Annotated in this window: 15 protein-coding genes and 2 pseudogenes; 6 read left to right on the top strand and 11 right to left on the bottom strand. The window is 64.7% G+C overall.

Annotated elements, in window-relative coordinates:
- Window positions 1-342: 342 nt before the first annotated feature.
- Together ACIKT0_RS00135 and ACIKT0_RS00130 are read right to left on the bottom strand one after the other, a co-directional pair.
- Complete coding sequence (locus ACIKT0_RS00135) at window positions 343-1,131, bottom strand: GntR family transcriptional regulator (RefSeq protein WP_407103406.1); 789 nt, start codon at window positions 1,129-1,131, stop codon at window positions 343-345.
- 427 nt (window positions 1,132-1,558) lie between these two features.
- On the bottom strand, window positions 1,559-2,986 hold the full coding sequence (locus ACIKT0_RS00130; protein ID WP_407103405.1) for a coniferyl aldehyde dehydrogenase: 1,428 nt from the start codon (window positions 2,984-2,986) through the stop codon (window positions 1,559-1,561).
- A 98-nt stretch (window positions 2,987-3,084) separates the two neighbouring features.
- On the opposite strand from ACIKT0_RS00130, the gene ACIKT0_RS00125 reads away from it, so the two are divergent.
- On the top strand, window positions 3,085-3,687 hold the full coding sequence (locus ACIKT0_RS00125; RefSeq protein WP_407103404.1) for a TetR/AcrR family transcriptional regulator: 603 nt from the start codon (window positions 3,085-3,087) through the stop codon (window positions 3,685-3,687).
- Window positions 3,688-3,871: 184 nt separating this feature from the next.
- On the opposite strand, the gene ACIKT0_RS00120 is transcribed toward ACIKT0_RS00125, so the two are convergent.
- The 4 genes from ACIKT0_RS00120 to ACIKT0_RS00105 form a co-directional block, all read right to left on the bottom strand.
- Window positions 3,872-4,534, bottom strand: coding sequence for an NAD(P)H-binding protein (locus tag ACIKT0_RS00120; protein ID WP_407103403.1), 663 nt, complete (start codon window positions 4,532-4,534; stop codon window positions 3,872-3,874).
- 255 nt (window positions 4,535-4,789) lie between these two features.
- A complete protein-coding gene (locus tag ACIKT0_RS00115) occupies window positions 4,790-5,512 on the bottom strand; it encodes an alpha/beta fold hydrolase (RefSeq protein ID WP_407103432.1) in 723 nt (240 codons plus the stop codon).
- A gap of 61 nt (window positions 5,513-5,573) precedes the next feature.
- Complete coding sequence (locus tag ACIKT0_RS00110) at window positions 5,574-5,936, bottom strand: putative quinol monooxygenase (protein WP_407103402.1); 363 nt, start codon at window positions 5,934-5,936, stop codon at window positions 5,574-5,576.
- Window positions 5,937-5,944: 8 nt separating this feature from the next.
- Window positions 5,945-6,745 (bottom strand): type 1 glutamine amidotransferase domain-containing protein, encoded by an 801-nt coding sequence (locus ACIKT0_RS00105; RefSeq protein ID WP_407103401.1) that lies wholly within the window; start codon window positions 6,743-6,745, stop codon window positions 5,945-5,947.
- A 117-nt stretch (window positions 6,746-6,862) separates the two neighbouring features.
- Between ACIKT0_RS00105 and ACIKT0_RS00100 the strand changes: the two genes are divergently transcribed.
- Entirely contained in the window at window positions 6,863-7,780 is a 918-nt protein-coding gene (locus ACIKT0_RS00100) for a LysR family transcriptional regulator (protein ID WP_407103400.1), read from the top strand.
- 2,158 nt (window positions 7,781-9,938) lie between these two features.
- Here ACIKT0_RS00100 and ACIKT0_RS00095 read toward each other — a convergent pair.
- Window positions 9,939-10,199, bottom strand: a complete 261-nt coding sequence (locus tag ACIKT0_RS00095; protein WP_407103399.1) for a HigA family addiction module antitoxin — start codon at window positions 10,197-10,199, stop codon at window positions 9,939-9,941.
- A 460-nt stretch (window positions 10,200-10,659) separates the two neighbouring features.
- On the opposite strand from ACIKT0_RS00095, the gene ACIKT0_RS00090 reads away from it, so the two are divergent.
- Complete coding sequence (locus tag ACIKT0_RS00090; protein ID WP_407103398.1) at window positions 10,660-11,361, top strand: HNH endonuclease; 702 nt, start codon at window positions 10,660-10,662, stop codon at window positions 11,359-11,361.
- Between the two features lie 43 nt (window positions 11,362-11,404).
- Here the strand turns inward: ACIKT0_RS00090 and ACIKT0_RS00085 are convergent.
- Window positions 11,405-11,660 (bottom strand): annotated as a pseudogene (locus ACIKT0_RS00085) (transposase); the annotation flags it as partial.
- Between the two features lie 288 nt (window positions 11,661-11,948).
- Here ACIKT0_RS00085 and ACIKT0_RS00080 point away from each other — a divergent pair.
- Together ACIKT0_RS00080 and ACIKT0_RS00075 are read left to right on the top strand one after the other, a co-directional pair.
- Window positions 11,949-13,517 (top strand): hypothetical protein, encoded by a 1,569-nt coding sequence (locus tag ACIKT0_RS00080; protein ID WP_407103397.1) that lies wholly within the window; start codon window positions 11,949-11,951, stop codon window positions 13,515-13,517.
- Window positions 13,514-15,970 (top strand): phospholipase D-like domain-containing protein, encoded by a 2,457-nt coding sequence (locus tag ACIKT0_RS00075; protein ID WP_407103396.1) that lies wholly within the window; start codon window positions 13,514-13,516, stop codon window positions 15,968-15,970. Before ACIKT0_RS00080 ends, ACIKT0_RS00075 begins: the two co-directional genes overlap by 4 nt.
- 231 nt (window positions 15,971-16,201) lie before the next feature.
- On the opposite strand, the gene ACIKT0_RS00070 is transcribed toward ACIKT0_RS00075, so the two are convergent.
- Entirely contained in the window at window positions 16,202-16,480 is a 279-nt protein-coding gene (locus tag ACIKT0_RS00070; protein ID WP_407103395.1) for a hypothetical protein, read from the bottom strand.
- A 641-nt stretch (window positions 16,481-17,121) separates the two neighbouring features.
- Between ACIKT0_RS00070 and ACIKT0_RS00065 the strand changes: the two genes are divergently transcribed.
- Window positions 17,122-18,144 carry an HNH endonuclease gene (locus tag ACIKT0_RS00065; protein WP_407103394.1) on the top strand — a complete coding sequence of 341 codons (1,023 nt, stop codon included), beginning with the start codon at window positions 17,122-17,124 and terminating at the stop codon, window positions 18,142-18,144.
- 321 nt (window positions 18,145-18,465) lie between these two features.
- On the opposite strand, the gene ACIKT0_RS00060 is transcribed toward ACIKT0_RS00065, so the two are convergent.
- Window positions 18,466-18,891: a hypothetical protein gene (locus ACIKT0_RS00060; RefSeq protein ID WP_407103393.1), complete on the bottom strand. Its 426-nt coding sequence runs from the start codon at window positions 18,889-18,891 to the stop codon at window positions 18,466-18,468.
- A gap of 201 nt (window positions 18,892-19,092) precedes the next feature.
- Window positions 19,093-19,263, bottom strand: a pseudogene (locus tag ACIKT0_RS00055) (integrase core domain-containing protein); the annotation flags it as partial.
- Between the last annotated feature and the right edge of the window lie 228 nt (window positions 19,264-19,491).

The following is a 19,491-nucleotide window of genomic DNA, read 5'->3' as shown; positions in this document are numbered from 1 at the left end:
CGTTCTCTCTCTAGCTCAAGGCGTCACGTGGACCAAGGCGGCGGCTGGATTGCATTCCATCGTGTTTCTATGAGCAAATACAGCTGCTTAAATGGGTTTGGCGAGTCCGGGCGCGATTAGCGATTGTGCAAACCGCCGCCTGTTATTGCGCCTTCCCCAATTTGACGCGCGCATGCGACCTCGGCCGGCCCGCCCGGCGGCGACGCTTTCCTTTTTTCTGCGTGGAGGGTTAGGTCGCGACTGGACGCGATCGCCGCCGACCCGAGCGCGAGGGCCCGGGTCGACTCGCTGCCTACTATTTGAGCATCGAAAAGCGACGAGCGCGTCGTCTGCTCAGTTTTTTCACCCGATAGCCAGATCGAGGGGCGGCGACGCCTTTTGGCTCGTAGCTTCGAGGACCGCGCAGACCGTCTCGCCGGTGCGCAGCAGATGGTGCTTCCAGATGCGGCGCGCAGCCTCCGGATCACGGGCGTGCAAGGCCGCCATCAGGGCGTCGTGCTCGCCCATGGACTCTTGCCAGCGATGAGGATCGACGATCGCCAGGTAGCGGCCGCGCCGCGCCCGCAGCATCAGGTTGGCGTGTGTCGCGATCAGGACCGGATTGCACGACAGCCGGACGATCCTGTCATGGATATCGCTGTTGAGTTCGAAATACGGATCTTTGTCCAGCGCGCGATAGTGCTCGGTCATGCGGTCATGCATGGCGTCGAGCTCACCGAGCTCGTGCGCTTCTATCCTGGCGGCGGCGATCTCGGCCGCGAGGCTCTCGAGGCCCGCGATCACCTCGAACAGGTTAGACGCCTCCTGCGCTGTGAAAGACATGATCCGGGCTCCCCGGTTCTGGGAGATCTCGACCAGCCCCTCGAGCTCCAGCAGTTTTAGGGCTTCGCGCAGCGGCGTCCGGGAGACAGACAGCGTCTCGCACAGGCTGCGCTCGACGATGCGCTCGCCGGGCGGCAGGTCCCCGCGAATGATTCTATCGCGCAGCGTCGTGGCGATCTGATGCGCGAACGGCTCGCGTCGCGACAGCGAGGCTGTCCGGGAGACCTCCCGGTCTGACGCGTCTCGGCCTTTTGCTGCAGCACCAATGTCAATCACCCGCGTCAGCCGACATGCGTAGCCTTGCGGCATCTAGTCAACCTAACTCCAACCGTCATCGCACGTAAGGTGACGCGGGCTAACGTTCCTTAGGCCCGCGCCGACGACGCTGCGCCACCTCTCGACAGCGAGCCGGCAGAATGTTCCCAGCCAATACACCCGCAATCGTTCGGCATCGCGCCAGGAGCCGATTTAAGCGGTCCGCCGAAAAGCCGACGTTGCGGACGGCTCAAATAATCCCCGGCGCGATGGAGTGCGCCCAACGCCAAATCGCGGCTGACAAGCGATATCGGCGGCCGCACGGCCCCGACGCCCCGTCGGACCCGGATCGATGATCGACGCGAACCGCCGCCGACGGCCAAAACGCTGTCGGCGGCGGTTCACCGCGACCGATCAGGACGGCGGGGATCGCGGAAGCGACCCTCCTGAGGGGCTGCGAGCTTGGAACGGAGCATGGCGTTCAGCGGAGCATCATCTTCAGGGTCGTGTCGACGAATTTACCGAAAGGAGCCCGCAGAAAGGTGCTCAGGTTCCACCTGCCCTGCGTGTAGACGCCCTTGGCGTGCGACAGACTGCGGAAGCCTTCGACGCCGTGATAGGCGCCCATGCCGCTCGGCCCGACGCCGCCGAACGGCAGATCGTCCTGAGCGTAGTGCATGATGGTGCCGTTGATCGTGACGTTGCCGGACGTCGTCCGGCTCAAGACCTTGGCGCGGTCCGCGTCGTCGCCGCCGAAATAGTAGAGCGCCAGTGGCCGGGGACGCGCGTTGACGTAGGCGATGGCGCCGTCGAGGTCGCGATACGGCAGGATCGGCAGGACCGGACCGAAGATCTCCTCCTGCATGATCGCCATGTCATCGCTGGCGCCGAGCACGATCGTGGGAGCCAGCGTATGGGGACGCTTGGCCGCGTTCTCGGGCGCCGCTCCCACCTCACGGACACGGGCGCCCTTCGCACGGGCGTCGTTCACCATGGTGTTCAGGCGGGCGAAGTGGCGGTCGTTGATGATCGACGTGTAGTCGTCGCTGGTCGGCCCGTCGGGATAGAGCGTCGCGACCGCCTTGTCGTATGCGCCGACGAAAGCCTCGAGATCGTCCTCATGCACGAGCGCGTAGTCCGGCGCGACGCAGATCTGGCCGCCATTCCCCAGTTTGCCGAAGGCGATGCCAGCCGCGGCGTGACCGAGCGCATGTCCCTTGGCGACGATGACCGGTGACTTGCCGCCGAGCTCAAGGGTGACGGGCACGAGATTGTCGCTGGCGGCCCTCATGACCGCGCGGCCGACCTGAGTGCTGCCCGTGAAGATGAGGTGATCGAACGCCAGCGCCGAGAACGCCGCCCCGACGGCGGCGTCGCCCGTAACGACCGCAACCTGATCCTCTCGGAAAAGATCCGCTAGCATCCCGACCAGCAGGCCGCTCGTCGCGGGCGTGAACTCGGACGGCTTGATCATGGCCCTATTGCCTGCGGCGAGAGCCGTCGCGAGCGGGGTGAGGGCCAATGCGAACGGATAATTCCAGGGCGCCATGATGCCGACGACGCCGAGCGGCTGGTATTCGATGCGCGCGCTTCCGAAACGGAACGCCGCCGCCACGTGACGGCGCGTCGGACGCATGAGCCGGCGCAGGTTGCGCACAAGGTAGTCGATCTGCTGAACGACGGAGAGACATTCCATGATCGCAGTTTCATGCCGCGAGCGATGGCCGAAGTCCTTGTCGAGCGCCGCCTCGACCTCGCTCTGCTGCGACACGACGGCGGCGCGGAGCTTTTTGAGATCATCGCGCCGCCGGCTGAACGATGGCGCGCCGTCGCGCAGGAAGGCGGAACGCTGGCGATCCAGAGTATCTCGGAGTGGCGTGTCGGGATGGATGGCGCTGACGGGGTTCATGGCTCGCTCCTATGTAGACACTGGTCACTTGCGACCCGAGTGATGCGCCGCTATGTTGGCGCTGTCAACATAAGTTTCTGATGTCAACTTGAGGCGCTATGCAGGACACGATCGAACGGCCCTATCACCACGGCGATCTGCGGCGCGCCCTGATCGAGACCGCCATGGCCATGCTTCAGGAAGGCAAGGGCTGGCAGTTCACGCTGAGGGAAGTCGCGCGCCGGGCGGGCGTGAGCCATGCGGCGCCCTATAAGCACTTCCCCGACAAGGCCGCGCTGCTGACGGAACTGGCCCTTGTAGGCTTCGACCGGCTCCGGGAGGCTTTCGACGCGGCAAAGCCGCCGCACCCCGCTTCCGTGAAGGACGAGTTGGTCGTGGCGGCACAGGCCTATATCCGCTTTGGCACCGCCAACCCGGCGCTCTATCGCCTGATGTTCAGCACAGACGACAAGGCCTCGAGCCTGCATCTGAGCGAGCGGGCGCTTGGAGCGTTCGAGGTTTTGACGGCGCTCCTCGCGCGCGGGCAGGCGGCCGGGGTTTTCCGCGAGCGTCCCGTCCAGGGTCAGGCGGCGGCGTGCTGGGCTCTCTGCCACGGCATCACCACGCTCGCCATCGAGCATCTGCTGCTGCCCGAAAAGGTCGGAGTGGGCGCGGTCGAGGCCGCTTTAGTGACCTTGTTCGAGGGCCTAGCCCAAGACTGACCTGGGACGCGCCCATTGGAATTTGCTGCTGTCCGCATAAGAGCGAGACCGCATCGCCAGCCTTAGACAAAACAGCTGAATGGCCGCCAAGCGGACCTTCTCAAGTTCGGTAACGGGTCAACTGGCGACGATCGCCGGGGGCGTGCTGGAATCGATGAACCCATAGCCAACGGATGACCCCTTTTCACCGCAGCGCGCCATCCATCGCTTCGACCGCGTCGGCGATCGGCGTCGGTCCGCCCGTGACCTCCAGGATCAGCCGCTTGAGGTGGGGCGCCCTCAGAAGCGCGACGATCGTGGCCGCGACGTCGTCACGCGCGATCTCGGTGTGGGTCTTCGCAAGGCCCAGGTCGACGCGGCCGGTCCCGGGCTCGTTCGTCAGGGCGGAGGGCCGCACGATCAGCCAGTCTAGGCCGGTCAGGACTAGGTGGGTCTCCGCCTTCTTCTTCTGGACCATGTAGCGCTCGAACGCGGCGTCCATGCGCCGCTCGCGCCACGCCTCGGGGAAGACCGAGACGAGGACGAAGCGTCGAACGCCGGCGAGCTTCGCCGCAGCGGCCAGTTTTCCTGGTCCGTCGCCGTCGACCCGGGTGGTCGCGTCGTCGCTGTCCCTGCCGCCGGCTCCGGCGCTGAACACGACGGCATCGGAGCCACGCATGGCCTCCGCCAACTCGTCGACCGACATGGAGACCAGATCGCCTGCCGCGGTTTGCACGCCGCTAGCGGCCAGCGCCGCCGCCTGCTCAGGCCGGCGCACGAGACCGGTGGGTTCGTCGCCCGCCTTGGCCAGTTGCTCCGCGACCCGGCGTCCCACGCCGCCGGCGACGCCGATGAGGAAGACTTTCATGTCTGCTCTCCTTTTCAGAGTGTCGCGGTCGCTGGCGCGCTGTTCGGCGGCGACCGGACGGTTCGGGACGGGGTTGCAGACGCGACTTGCGCTGGGCGTCGCGGCGCTCGGGCGACGGAATCCGCAGGGCGGCTCGACGCCTCGGCAGGCGCCCCGGGACTCTCAGACCGCGCCCCTCTCGTCGCAAAAAGCTCCGAGAGAGCCCTTGAGCGTTGGAGCCCCCCGCTCCTTAGAGAGAGGCGCTCCGTCTTTCGCTCACCTGGGCGTTGCGTCCGCGCTTTCGATGAAGGCCACGACCTCGTCGGGCTGGGACATCATCACGGCGTGGCTGGCCTTCAGCTCCTTGATCGTCGCGCCGATGCGCTTCGCCATCGTGCGCTGGGCGGTCGGGGGCACCATCAGATCCTCCGTCGCCACCAGGTAGTGGCTCGGCTTCGACTTCCAGGCCGCCGTGGTGACCGCGCCGCCCACCGCGCCGATGCCCCAGGGAATCTGCGCGTTCGCCATGAACGCCGTCGTTCCGGCGTCCACATCCGCCGCGAAGGCGGCTGCGAACTTGGTCGGGTCCACGATCAGGAAGCCGTCTGCGGGCGGCAGCAGCGGCGCCTGCGGTTCGCCGGGGACCGGCTTCTCGGCCAGCGTCGCGACGGACTCTCCGACGTCCGGCGCGAAGGCCGCGACATAGACGAGGCTGCGGACCTTGGGATCGTCGCCGGCCTCGGTGATGACGGCGCCGCCGTAGGAATGGCCGACCAGAACCACCGGGTGCTTCGCCTTCGCGATCGCGCGGCTCGTGACGGCCGCGTCGTCCTTGAGCGTGATCGTCGGGTTCTGGACCACCAGCACCTCGTAGCCGTCTCGGGTCAGCCGGTCGTAGACCGCGCGCCACCCGGAAGCGTCCACAAAAGCGCCGTGGACCAGAACGATGGAGACCGGCTTCTCCGCGGCCTTCGCAGGAAGAACGGGCGCTGCGGCCATCGCCAAAGCGAGGAGGCCTGAAATCTTGCCGAACATGACGAGTTTCTCCTTCTGGCCTTCTTCAGGCGACTGAAACGGGGTTGAGAACGAGGGCGGTGCGCTCCGCCAGGCCGCCGACGGCGGCGGCGTAGTTCTGGAAATGCGGGGTGGCGCGATGGGCCGCCACGGCGTCGTCGTCGACGTAGAGTTCGTCGATCACGAAGCGGTCGGGATCGGCCTGATCCTGCCAGAGGTCGTAGCGAAGGTTTCCGGCCTCCGCCCGGCTCGGAGCGGTCATGCCCCCGAGGAGGGTCCTGAGCTCCGCGGCCTTGCCCGGGCGGGCGACGAGAATCGCGGTGATCTTCACGTGACGGGACATGGTGACGTTCCTCTTGCGGTGCGTGGGGGTGAAGGCGGGGCGCAGACGGAGCGTCCCGCCAGTCATGCGCGTGCTCATGCGGCCGCGCGGCGGCCGCCGAGCGCTTCGATCAGCTGCGCGGCGATCTGGTGGTCCGAGGCCGGGTTCTGGCCGGTGATCAGCTCGCGATCGACGACCACGCTCGGCGCGAAGTCCGTCGCGACGACGTTCACCTTGCCGCCGGCGAGCTCCAGGGCTTCGGGCATGTTGAAGTGCAGCCTGCCCTTGAGGAGATGCTCCTCGGCGACCCGCTCCTCGCTCGCCGAGAACACGGTCATGGCGTAGCCGGCGTAGGGCCAGTCGCGCGCCGCCTCGGTCGCGGCGGCACGGTCTCCACGGATCAGCGCGGCGCGGAACGAGCGCGCCTTGGGCAGCGCCGCCAGGAGCGCGATCGGGCCGTGGCAGAGCAGGGCGGTCGGCTTGCCGGCCTCGTGGAAGCGGCGGAGGATTTCGCCGACGTCCGCGTCCTGCATCAGATCGACCGCCGGCGCGTGTCCGCCGGGAACGAATACGCCGGCGTAACCGTCCAGGCCGTCGCGCAGCAGGGACGCCAGCGTGCGGACCTCATTCATCGACGGGTGGTCGGCGTAAAAGCTCCTGGCGCGCTGATAGGATGCCGCGTCGCCGCCGAAATGATCCGCGGTATCCGACGCCTCGTCGATGTGCGGCTTGGTTCCGTCCGGGGTCGCGAGCACGATGTCGTAGCCGGCCTCGAGCAGCGCCATCGCCGGCACGACCGTCTCGTTGAGGTACTGGCCGATCTCCGCCGAGCCGCCGCCCTGGAGTTCGATCCGGGTGGCGTTGGAGCCGATCACGAGAACTGTGGCGGTTGTCATCTGAGCCTCCTTCTGAGTCTGGCCGCGGTCACTGCGGGCAGACGGAATGTGGCTCAGCACCACATATTACAGAAATTTATTTCGTTAATCTTAGTTATGTGGTTTGCATTATAACTTATGCGCTACGACCTGAACCTGCTGCCGATCTTCGTCGCCCTGATGGAGGAGCGCAGCGTCACCCGCGCGGCCGACCGGCTCGGCATGACCCAGCCGGCGCTTTCGAACGCCCTCTCGCGCCTGCGCGTGATGATGCAGGACCAGCTCTTCATCCGTGAGCGCTACGGCGTTCAGCCGACGCCGATCGCGCTCGAGCTTGCGCCGGTCATCGCGGAGGCCCTGGCCCGGCTTGATGACGCGGTCCTCGGCCAGCAGGACTTCGACCCGGCGAAGGCCGAACGCTTGTTCGCCATCGCGCCGAACGGCTATGTCGAGTTTGCGATCGTGCCCGCGATCATCGCTCGGCTCGGGCGTGACGCTCCCGGCGTCAAGCTGCGCCTGATCCCCTATGGAAACGACCTGGTGGAGACCGGCGTCAGCTCCGGCGCGACCGCGCTTGCGCTCGGCCGCATCGTCGATCCCCCCGACAATCTGGTCGTGACGCACCTGCTGGACGACGGTCTGGCCTGCGTCGTCAGGGCGGATCATCCCGAGATCGGCGACAGAATCAGCCGCGAACAGTTCGAGCGGCTCAAGCACATCAACGTCGTGCCGCCCGGCCGTATGCGCGCCGGCCTGTTCCAGGCGCTGTCGCAGCAACAGCTGAGGCGCGACGTTGCGATCTCGGTCACGAACTTCTTCGCCGTCGTCGAGATGATCGCCGTCACCGACTACTGCGCGACGCTGCCCAAGCTGATCTGCCGCAGGGTGGCGCATGACCGGAGGCTGAAGGTCCTGTCCGCACCGGTCGACCTTGGGACCTTCCCTGTCGAGATGGCCTGGCACGTGCGCTATCGGCACGATGCGGCTCATCGCTGGCTGAGATCGCTGATCGCCGAGGTGGCGGCGGCCATCCAGTCTGGCGCTCCGCCGGGCTGAGGGGGGCGAGTAGCCTCGGCAGCGCCTCGAGGCGACAACGTCTCCGGCCGGCGCGATGGGATCGATCGAACGGACTCTTGTGGTTCGCGGCGGTGAGTTCGCGATGGTCCGGGCCAGGATTGCGCCACCTTGGGGGCGCGTCCGCTCGCCCGCCGTCGGCGAACGGCCTCAAGCCAGTCCTGCGCGACCCGCAGTCCTGCAGCCAGTGGACGACGCTTGCTTCGTCGCACCAGTCGAGGAGCTTCGGCATCGCCTTGAGATGAGCGCGCTCGTCATGAAGCGCCGCATGCCGCCCTGTGCGCGCCGGTGCGTCATCGTCCAGAAGGTCAGCTTCCTGTCGGCCAGCAGCGTGCCGCCGAACCCGTGTCGCTCCCTGGGTCGGGAACGAAGCTAGCCCGAGGCCGTTTTAGCGGTCCTTGGGGGCGTAGCATGCGATTAGGGTTGGCTGAGCGTGAAGCGTTGTCGCGCATAACGCAAAGGAACTTGTGCAGTCCGTTCGACGGAGCGGTGCTGACCAAGCTCCATCGGCACAAGCTGATCGAGCTTACGATCACCGGTTGGCGCCTGACGGCACTCGGATGGTCTGCGCTGCTGGAAGGCGGCGTTTACGCGCCGAGGTCGTCAGACAGGATCTCGGATGGCGCCGGCGACGCTTGGCGTTCCTTCACTGGGGCGGCCTCCACGCTACCGTCTACCTCGTAGCGCTCGCGCGCCGGAAGCGGCGCGGCCGCAGATTTCGGGAATCCCCACTAATCAGAGCAGCGAGATCCGGCGGCTCAAGCAGCTTGAGGAGGAGAACGCCAAGCTGAGCGGCTCGCCGCCGAGCCGCGGAACTGATGCTGCGACGCTCTGGCCGTCGGCTCTTCGCAGTGCAACGATGACAGCAACCACGGCCTCGGCGAACTCCGCAACAGCGGTCGATCAGACCCTCAGCATTCCCGGCGGGATGGCCACCTGCAGTGCTTCGAGTTGTTAGCGGCCCGAGAGCGGGCAGGCTCAATGTCGGTTATGGGTCAAGCTTCAGCCATTTACGATACCGAGACGCCTTTGGCGCTGGCAGTCCCGCATCACGACAGCGGCGCACCGCTTCCCTGTGTGCCTTTGCAATGTCGCCAGACCTCAATGGGCTGATGGCGAGCAACTCATCGGTGACATTTTCCAGGATCTCTCGCCGAAGCTGGCCCTGCGTCTGCGACAGCCGACCGGCGCCACGCTCCCAGCGATCTAGCTTCAAGAGCTGCCTGGCCGTCGGCGCGGGCTTGACCTCGCCGCTGTCGGAGCCGGCCTGATCCCAACCGGAGAGCCAGCACCGGGCCTCGGCTCGATGCTCCAGTTCAGATGGGACGATCCTGGCCTCACCGGCCGCCTTTGCCGCGCGCCCCGCGGCACTCTGCGCCGCCAGATGACCACGGAGCCGCCGAACCCGCCAAGCCGGCACCGAGATCTCGAACTCGGGTTCAGCTCGCATGAGCTACCTGATCAGCGACAAGGCCGCGGCCCGTTCGGTTTCCAAGTGCAGGTCGGCTTATCACGATTGGCGGTGAGCGCGACGCAGCGGCGGACCTTGGTGATGGTCAGAAGAGCCAAGAACGACACCGCTCCAGGTTTTGAGTTTCAGCGCCGCCATTCGTCCCCGTCCCGAGCAGACAAACCGATCTCGTCGCCATCATCCATGCAGGCCCTTCGTAGGGCGTCGGCCACCTTCGTCTCCAAATCGGACGCGCCCAGTAGGCAGAGGTCCGGTCGCTGGCTCCACGGAGTTGGCGGATGTCGGCGCCATCTTCGAGAACCGCAGCGAGCAACGATCGCTCACCAAGCGGGAGGCACGGCGAACGAGCAGCGCTCTCCAACGCGGCCTTGATCACAGCCGAATCGCCATCCTCGAGCGCCGCCTCAAGATAAAGAGCGCCAGATCTCCGGCTATCGAGAGACGCCGCAGGGTCCCAGACGGACGTTTCCATGGCCCGCGTTCTCTTCTGCATCGAAGGCGCCTCCCGACGCCGTTCTAGGTTGCCGCGATCGACTGCAGAGGCAGAAGGTCGCTGCTGTGGAAGATGCTGGGGACGCTAAAGACTCTCGCAGATCGAACCAAAGAGAATCTAAGAAAGAATAATTGAACTCGGCGGAAGGGGTGGGATCAAGGCAGGGGCCATCACCTCTAACCCTGCCACCGGTCGTGGATGGTTTGCATGCGGAGCCAAAGCCCAGCGCCGTTGCCGAACAGCTTCCCGAGCCGTGCGGCGATGTCGGGCGTTACGGGCGACCTCCCGGCGATGATGCCGTCAAGTGTCTGTCGGGTGATCCCGAGATCCTTCGCTGCGGACGAGAGCGGAAGGTCGAGCCCTTCGAGTGCGGTCGCGATGAGTTCGCCGGGATGACTTGGCCGGAAAGCCGGGCCGCGCCGAATGCGTGTGCTCATGGGTGCTCCCGGTGCCTCTGCGCGGGCATCGGCTTTGATTCCCGTTGCTCAGGTTGAAGCAAGCTGCTTCCGCGCGCTTCCGCGGGTGGTCCCTGACGTTAAGGGCGATAAGCTAAGTCGTGATTTTGTTGGCGCGCCAGTCAGGATAAAACTGCGAACACCTATGTCATTGAAATTTCCATATAACGGTAGGGTGTCTGCCTGCCCGCGTCGGCGGCCATTCAAGCGCCTTCCGATCTCAGCGCATCGCTTGGATGCTACAACATATAACATGGTTCCCTCGGCTCGGCGCCGCCGGCTCCAAGAAAGCCGAACGTTGACCACACAAGCGTCTAGATCCAACCTGTTTGTTAGCTACCAAGCCGGGACCACGAAAAACCGCCTGGTCCGCTTCTGGCATATAACCCGTTCCTCTTTTAAGCTTCCTCGATGTCGCCCTACAACGGATACGTGACAACTAATGACTGAGCTCATTTTTGGACGGGACCACGCCTTAGAGGCGATCCGGCTCGTTAAAATCAATGGACGGGAATGGCTTTACAAGAGTTACCCCAAGCCGAATGGGAAGATGCGGAGATCAAGTACAGGGTTTTTGATGAGCGGAGGCTTATCCTACCCGGTGAAGCCGCTCGGGCGCCTGGCAAATGAGCTTGCGGGAAAGCCAATGTCCGACAACCCGATAACTAACGACTTCAGAAGATACTTCCAGAATCTGGGATTCCAGCTCGTAGATAGCCCCGAGGCCGCGGCCGAAGCCGAAGCCGAAGATGCTTCGGAGCGCGTGCGCAAATTAGCTAAAGTCTTGGCGCGACCGGAACAAGCGAAGTTTCGCCGTGCAGTATTCGACATGTTCGGCGCTCGATGTTTGGTGACGGGGTGCGAGACGCTGATAGCTTTGGAGGCCGCGCACGTTCTTCCTGTGTCTTGCGGTGGCTGTGACGAGGGCTGGAATGGTATTCCGCTACGAGCCGACATACACAGGCTGTTTGACGCAAACATCATCGTACTGGATCCAACCACTTGGCGGCTGTACGTCTTGGAAATCGGACGGAAGGAATACGGCAGGTTACACGACCAAGACCTGGGTTTGAAGATTAGCGCGACCAGTGGTGCAGCGAGGCTGGCGGCTGCGCTACGGAAGCGGCAGGAGCTGTGGCTGTGACGCGCGGATGACCAATAGCTGTCACGGCCTCTTCCTGGAGTAGTTCCGCGAGGATCACCTTGTCGAGCGTCAGGTCCGACACCGCTCGTTGAAGCCGGGCGTTCTCAGCCTCAAGCTCTTTCAGGCGCTTCCCTGGCCGCGCTTCAGGGCACCATACTCGGTGCGCCAGCGATAGAACGCGACCTCCGTCACGCCCATCGAGCGGATCGCTTCCGCGGCGGGCCGGCCCTGCGCGGTCAGCACTTCAACCTGCCGCAGCTTGGCGACGATCTCTCGGGTGCATGCCACTTCCTCGGCATCAAACAGTCCTCCACATGGCCATAAGCCATTACCTCAGGTAGGACCACTTCTCAGGGGGCAGACTACACCATCGGCCCGACACTACAGCCGTCTTCTTACCCTCTTGCACTTCCTAAGGCCCTGCTACTCAATGAGGGAATGGGGGATTCGATAGCGAACACAATAGCGGACAAAGAGCCTGACGAACCAGCCGTCCAGGCAGGTCGCGGCGCATGTGCTCGCGCCGTTGAGCTTCCTATTGCCCAGGAACGCCCCCGTTCACCTGGCGCGAGCGGATGGCGGCAATCATGAACGTGATCGCCGCGCCCGAATGGACGGAGTACCGGAAGAAAAACGGTCTCGATCCGCTCGGCATGCAGAATACCAGCGTCGGTCTTTACCAGACGCTCTTGCCCGGTGTCAGCAATGTTACCCTGCGTATCCGTTACTACGGTCTCTACGCCTGGCTCTCGGCCGTGTATGCACGCCAGATCGGCGATACCAACCCTAAGACCTGGCAACGCTTTCTGAGGCGGGCGGAGGCGCTATACGCGCTGACCGCCCAGCGGCGCGGCAGAGAGACGGGCGTCGCGGGCATACTTTGGGCAACGGCGAAGCTGGCAGCGCCCGACGGGGAGGTGGTGTTTGCCGAAGACGCGGAGCCCGGCAGCCCAACCCATTACCTCAAACAGCCGTGGGGCGCCTACGGGGCCGCGTATGGCAGCCAGCTTTTCGAGATAGGCATTCTGGCGCAGGCGCGCGACCACGTTATTCCCGTGCCGAGCCCGCAGTTAGGAGAGGCCCTTGCCAATTGCTTCGAGAGCGAGTTGGGCGAGATCTGCGGGCGCTACGTCGCAGCTCTCCAGCGCGGCACAGTATCGCTCGATGAGCTGGATGCCTTCGCCCCACTTAGCCCCTCCGAGATCCCGCCAGATAGTGACGAGCGGAAGCTCTACGAGGAACTGCTTTTTAGCCCGGGAGACGCCGCCAAGCCGGCGGACCAAAGCCGGCGACAAACCCTTTTGCTCATTCTCACTCTTGCGCAGCAGCTGGGGCGCCTACCCGAGATCAACGACGTTCGCTGGGCGCTCTATGCGGGTTGCCTGCCCGAGGGGACGGCGTTAGAGCTGGCGCAAGAGCTCGACGCGCAGCGCCGCCGCTGGTGGGCATACCAAGCCAACGATTTATCGCATATCTGCTTCGAGACGCTTCTCAAATTCGTTCTCGACCTGCTGGCGGGCTACCCGGACGGGCTGCCTCTCGGCAACCTGATCGGACATGCTGTCTCCGAAATTCGGTCCGCCGCGGGAAACGCATTTCCGGCGGACTGGGCCGGACTTCTGGTACAAAGCCCACCAGTTGCGAACGTATGGGCACAGGATGATCAGTGCGCCGATCTCGTGGTGGCGAACGCGCTGATGAGAGCGGCCCGTCAGGAAGCGGCCTGCAACGCCGAACACGCCTGGGCCGCGCTACGGCTTCTCGCCATGCTTCATAACCGCGCCCGGGAAGGGCAAAAGCAAATCGCCGAGAGCTTCAGTGGCTACGACTCGGCAATATTCCGCTCGATCCTGACCGAAACGAGGTATCTCGACGAACAGCTCACCGCGCCGCTCGACCGGACCGTCGGCCGGCTGCTCGAAGAGCGTGTAATCCGGCGCCATCTCTGGATCGCCTTGCGCAAGCTGCGCTACCAGAGTGACTATACCTTCCTGCTGGAAGCGGATAACGGAAGGGTCCGCCTGCGCGATCTCGACGGTCCGGTCTTCACGAATCCCCGGCTCGGACCTTCGATCACTTTCCTGCGCGACATCGGTCTTCTTAACGTCGATGGCCTCACAGCAGCGGGCGCCCGTTGCATCGAGAGCGCCGCATGAGATTGTATGAGCGCTTTGGGGATAGTGGGTTCCACAGCTGCATCACCACGTCGTTCGGCATCGATTTCGATGCGTATGAGAACATCGCACTGCCAAGGCTGCGCGGCGCGGGGTGCTCGAACAACATGCTGCTGGTCGACGAGCGCATGCTCACCTATGCGCTCGACGGAGCATCTCTGCTCCCGGAACATGCGGGCCGCTACTACACGGTGACCGGCATTCAGCCAAAGACCGTGTTTCACCCGAAGGTCGTGCTGCAACTCGGGCGCCGCGGCGGCAGGGCGATCATCTCTTCCGCGAACATGACCGCCTCCGGTCTCGCCGGGAACCTGGAACTCGCGGGTCTGGTCTCGTGCACACAGGAAGCTGAAGGCGAAGCCCGGCTCGTTGCCGCCACATGGGAATACCTGAGCAGCCTACTTTCCGGGGAAGGGCAGGCACTGAACCACCAGCTCGAATGGCTTCGCGCGCGCACGCCCTGGCTCTTCGATACCGAGCCGGCCGCCGATGTCGTCAGCCTCGCGGACGGCTCCGGCGCCGCGTTGCTACGTTCCAGCGGAAATGGCTCGGCAGCCGGGATAGGAACGCGGTTCACGAACCTGATCGACGGAGAGCGCGTCGAGCGTCTTGTCGTGCTCAGCCCCTATTGGGATGATGACCTCGCCGCACTCGCCGCTCTGGTCAGCAGCCTTGCGCCGAAGAAGCTCGCAATACTTATTGACCGAAACACTGAGTTGTTTCCCGCCCAAGCGGCGAAAGCACTGCCCGACGTAGAAATCTATGACCTCAACACATTCGGCAAAAGCCGGTTCATCCACGCGAAAGCCATTGTGGCCGAAACGGACTGGGCCGATCACGTGCTATTTGGCAGCGCGAACTGTACCGCTGCGGCGCTTGGCACCGGCAACTATGCCGGCGCGAACCACGAGGCATGTCTGTATCGCCGTCTTCCGGCGGGCTCCACGCTCGCAAGTCTCGGCCTTGCAAAAATCATCGAGGAAGGCACCGCGGTTCACCCCGATGAGCTCCCCGCATATCGCAAGGAGCAGGAGCTGCCGCTGGCGGAAGCAGCGCAGCGAGCGCCGGGGCAGTTCGAATGCGCCTTCGACACGGTGTACTGGTGCCCGCCCTCAGCCTTACCCGACCATACCGAAATCGAGCTCCTGGACGCGGCCGAAAACCTCCTGCCGGTCCAGCTCACGCCGCTGACCGGCAGCCAAACGCGCCGCTATTTCCGGATGAGCGGCGTCAGAGCGCGGCCCGCCTTTGCGCGGCTTCGGCTTGCCGACGGCACCACGTCGGCGCTCGCCGTCGTGAGCGTGGTCGATTCCTTGCGCGAAATTGTGCGCGATGCGCGCGGCAAGAAGGCGGAGTCGGCCGCAGTGGCACTTTCCGAAGAGACGGAGGAAGGCCTCTGGCTCTGGGAGGTGCTGAACGAGCTTGAGACGGTTGAACTCGCCCGGCAGGAAGAGCCCAGCGGAAAGCGGCCCCGCAGAAGTGATGACAAGGACCAGAAGAGCGAAGGGCACCGGAAGCTCGACTATGACTCGTTCATCGCCGGCCGCCAATTGCGCTCCGACGAGCATGGGGCCGAGCGAAATTCTCTGGCCGGGAGCGATCTTTCGCTTGTCCGGAACTTCTTAAACCGGGTTTTGACGATCGGGGACGACGGGCGGGACACTGGACTGCCCGACGAGGATGCCATCGTCCGCGGTCTCGACCTCCGGGACGAGACCGGAGATGGCGCCGCCGCGCTCGAACAGGGAGACGCGTTTGCGACGAGCCCTGATGCCGCAGAAGAGGCAGCAGGCGCTGAAGAGCAACGCCGAAAGGCTGCGCGCGCGAGGGCAACCCGCGAGCAGATCGTGCAGGCCGTTACAGCGTTGAACGGCCGGCTCAAGACGAAGATCGAGTCCGGGGCGCTCGGCTCGATCGATGTCCTGCGGCTACGGGCGATGCTGATGATCGTTGCCGCTGCCGGCCAACCGGCGAAGGCCAAGGGCATTCCGGGTGGCCTTCAGGTGCTGGCGCTCAGCAACGATCCGGATGGCTGGCCGAAGCTCATGGGACAGCTGCTGTTCGCCTTCTTCGGTGGAAATCGTCCGGCTATTCGTTGTCTTCAGATCGAAGCCGTCCACGACATGCTCCCGGACGACGTCCTCGAATGCTGGGTGACCTCACTCTGGTCAGTGCAGGCCTGCGTTTGCGCGGCGCGCCAGGAGAAAGCCATGCAGCCTCACACGCTTTCGGTGCTCACGGCACTTGCCGCACAGATTTATGCGCGCGCAGGGCTGACCGCGCAGGAATTCAGCGGCGAAACGTTTGCAATGATTTTCGCGAAGCTGAACGAACGCTTCTGCGAAAGACTTAGGATTCCTTCCACGGAGATCGATCAGGTTCATGGCCGGATGTTGAAGGCGCTGCACCCGACGTATACCCCGCCAGCTGGATGAAACGACGAGCGCGAGCAGGCGAGCCCGCAGCCACCATCATATCCGGCCGGGGTGACCTACGGCTCAGGCAATCCGCCGCCGGGGCGGCCTTCGGCTCAGGCAACGCCGCCGCGAATGTCATCCGCGAGAGTCGCCCGTGTGACGCTCCTATTCTGCACCGCCAGCTTTCTCGCGTGCCTCGCTGGATCGCGCTGCGGCTGGCCTCCTAGATCAGCCGCACAAACGCCGATTTCAGGGCGCGGAGTTCACAGAGGAAGCCTGTCCAGCCTGCCCGCCGCGCCGTGGCGCTGAGGGCTGCCGAGGCCTGAACATGGTCGGCGTCTGAAGGTCTGCGGACGGGTAGTAGATGGCGTGCGCGTCCGGGTCCCGCGTCGCGAGCACCAGGAACAGCGGGAAGTAGATGGCTGCCCATCCGCTCCGCCAGCGGCCCCAGGCGGAGCGGAGGATCTGCGCGGGGATAACCTCGATGTCCTTCGCGGTTCTCGCCTTCACCTGGGCGGAGGTAGCCATAAAAGTCGCATGTCTGCGCACTTGAAGCTGGCCGGCAGGCGCGCGAGCGTCTGCGCCCGCTTGCAGCGCGGGCACGGGCAATCCTTCACGACGCGCCACCTCGCCGAAGGCTCCGAGCGTCTGCCGGCTAGTGGGCGCGGTTCCTGCCCTCAAGCGCGGCGATCGGGGGCCCCACATAGACGAGAGCCCAGAGCTATCGCGCAGGATCTCGCCTTGTCGTCTGGCACGCCAACAGCCCGTAGCGCGTCAAAGACGGCGAAGTCGCCGAGAACTGGCTGGTGATCCGATCCCGGCGGTTGCGGCGTCAGCGCCATGGCCACGGCCATCGCCTTATCATTCGCCACGCCGGCGCTGGTCAGTGCATCAAGCACTGCGGGGGTGAACAGCGTCATTGGTCGTCCTTACTGCGCTCCAGCCTGTCAAAGAGTTCCGCCCTTCGGGCGGCAGACGTTCGTCGTCCGTGCCGCGTCCCAACGACTCGAGGTCGGGCCAGATGGCGCGCCTCCGGCACCGCGCCCGCTGAGTCACCGGACGATGCCCCTAACCTGTTAGATGGCAGCCCTCGATTCGCTACGCCTGCGGGCCCTAGGCAGCCCCAGCATCTGCGGTGATTACCTCGATGTCCAGATCTTGTCGTCCTCGTGTTCGCGAGCGAAGATCTGATCCTCAACATGAGGCAAGTCTCCTTCACGGAACCTGTCGACAGCGCCGCACATCTCATGCTCGAGCACCTGAAGCTGAGTGCCGCCCACCACGGTGCCCTGACTTGGCTAGCGACGAACGCGGGCCGGAGCGTCTCGTGGTCGGAGATGGAGGACGTGGCCCCTGATCTCGGGGTCCGCCTCGTGACAAAGGCTAAGGGGATCTACAAGCCGGCGTGGCCCCTGGGCTATCCCAACTACGCGCTTACCGTCAGGCAGACACTAGGGGGCCCCTACGACGACCGGCCCCTTGAGCGTCATCCCAACGGCTCCTGGACGTTCCGCTACTTCCAGGAGAACCCCGACCCTGACATGCGAGACCGCGAGGCTACGAACCGTGGCTTGATGCAGTGCATGGCCGATGGCGTGCCTGTGGGTGTGCTGATCCAGAACAAGCCTAAGCCCGGGGTAGCTTACGATCTTATAGGCCTTGCTCGTGTTGCCGGATGGGACGCAGGTCTTTTCGAGCTGGAGAGCTACCAATCCGAGCGCAGCGCCCCCGAGATGCGGGCGGCACTCGCGGGCGACGCGATCGAAGAGTTCGATCTCGGGGCGCTCACCGACCAGCGGGAGCGGCGCATGGCAGAAGTTGTCCAGCGTCGGGGACAAGGCGCCTTTAGGGCGAAGCTGATGGAGGCCTACGAGGGTCGGTGCGCTATCACTGGCTGTGACGCCCGTGAGGCGCTCGAGGCCGCTCACATCGCGCGCTACTCCGGCGCAGCGTCCAACGACCCGCGGAACGGCCTGCTGCTTCGAGCCGACCTACACAACCTGTTCGACCTCGGCCTGATCGCGGTCGACCCGGGCTCCCTGGTGGTCATGCTGGCTGAGCCGCTCAAGGCCACTTCCTACGCGGAGTTCGCCGGAAGATCGATTAGGCTGCCCACCGCGCCGGCGCTTGCGCCGAGCTCCCAGGCTTTGGCGGCCCACATGAAGTGGTCGGGTTTGTCGTCGGCGGGCTGAAGGAGATGCCGCCGGAGTCGCTCAGGCGCTCTCCGGCGGCCGCCGCCGCCGGCAGCTGCTGGGGTGCTCTCGACGCCGGAAACGCCGCCAGCGGCACCTCCTGCGTCGCTGAGTAGCATCTGCCGATGAGTGAAGGCCTGCTGATGGAGAGGGGGCCTTTCCGGAGTCACTCACGTATCCGCTAGCGGCTACTTCCTACGAGCGCTGGGTGGTAGCGCAAGCATAAGCGAACGCTACCAGCGGTGGCGCCCTGAGCCAGCGCCGCGGCAGCTAGCACTGCAATAACTGGGGCGGCGTCGATGCCTGCTTAGCGGCGACCATCTAGCCCCGACCGTTGAGCTCGGGGAACGGTGCGTAACGCAACCGAGCATCCAGACACGCACCCTCTTTTCTGTTGTCGAGAACTTCTACCACCGATCCATTCCTGAGCCGATATTCTGAGAATTGAATGCCGACATAGGCGCCGTAGCTGTTCTTGGCGTTCGCGCTGATGCATACATATCGATCCGACGAACGGCCGTTCTTCGTATAGAACATCGCATTCGATATGCGAGCGTCACGGACGCTGTAAGGGTCTTTGAAGGTCGTTTGCACCGACTGCCTAATTGCGGCCCGTTCGGCCTGAGTGGCAGGCTGTTGCTTGGCGAACACCTCTGAAACTGCGGCTTGGAATTCTGGCCCACTTGTCACGCAACCTGCGAGCGGAAACCCGAATGCGATGAGGGTGGCAGCGAGAACGGCGCGCATGACGAATCCAGACGTTTGAGCCTGCGTCGCTTCTCTCTGAATGCGGGAACAGCTGCAATACGGTAGCCGCTCGGTAATTCGATCTATGCAAAGATACCGACACAAATTGGAGGCCAGCGTCATGCGGTTTGCCCGGCCAAAGAGCTGCCAGCTCGCGGCCGCCGGCTGTGGCGCGCCCCATCGAGTCGTCCGAGTGGAATGTTAGTTCATGAGCGTCGCTGACGCGACGGTTGGTGTGGCCGCCGGAGCTGGTCGGGATTGCGCAGCCGGCCATAGCGCGACCTCCGGAGCGGGCGGCCTGTAGCCAAGCGATGAGTGCGGGCGAACAGCGTTGTAGTGCCGCCGCCAGCCCTCGATCACTGCCTTCGCCTCAGTAGGACCAAACGTGATTGGGCCGCTCCGGCCGCAGCCGCACCCATGAGCCAGAGCCGGCCCCGCTTGGGCTGCCTCGCCGGCTGCGGCCGAAGCGTAGACGCCGCTACGTCACCACCACCGACAGTCGCCATGATGGCCCGATCCTCCCAGACCCCGCCAGGGCCGTCGCCCTGACGGGGCCGAACCAACTCTGGGTCGCGGACATCACCCACGTTCCAGTTGTCG

It is taken from the genome of Hansschlegelia beijingensis (genome assembly GCF_045505405.1).
Classification (GTDB): domain Bacteria; phylum Pseudomonadota; class Alphaproteobacteria; order Rhizobiales; family Methylopilaceae; genus Methylopila; species Methylopila beijingensis_A.
This window is presented reverse-complemented; position numbering and strand designations above follow the sequence as displayed.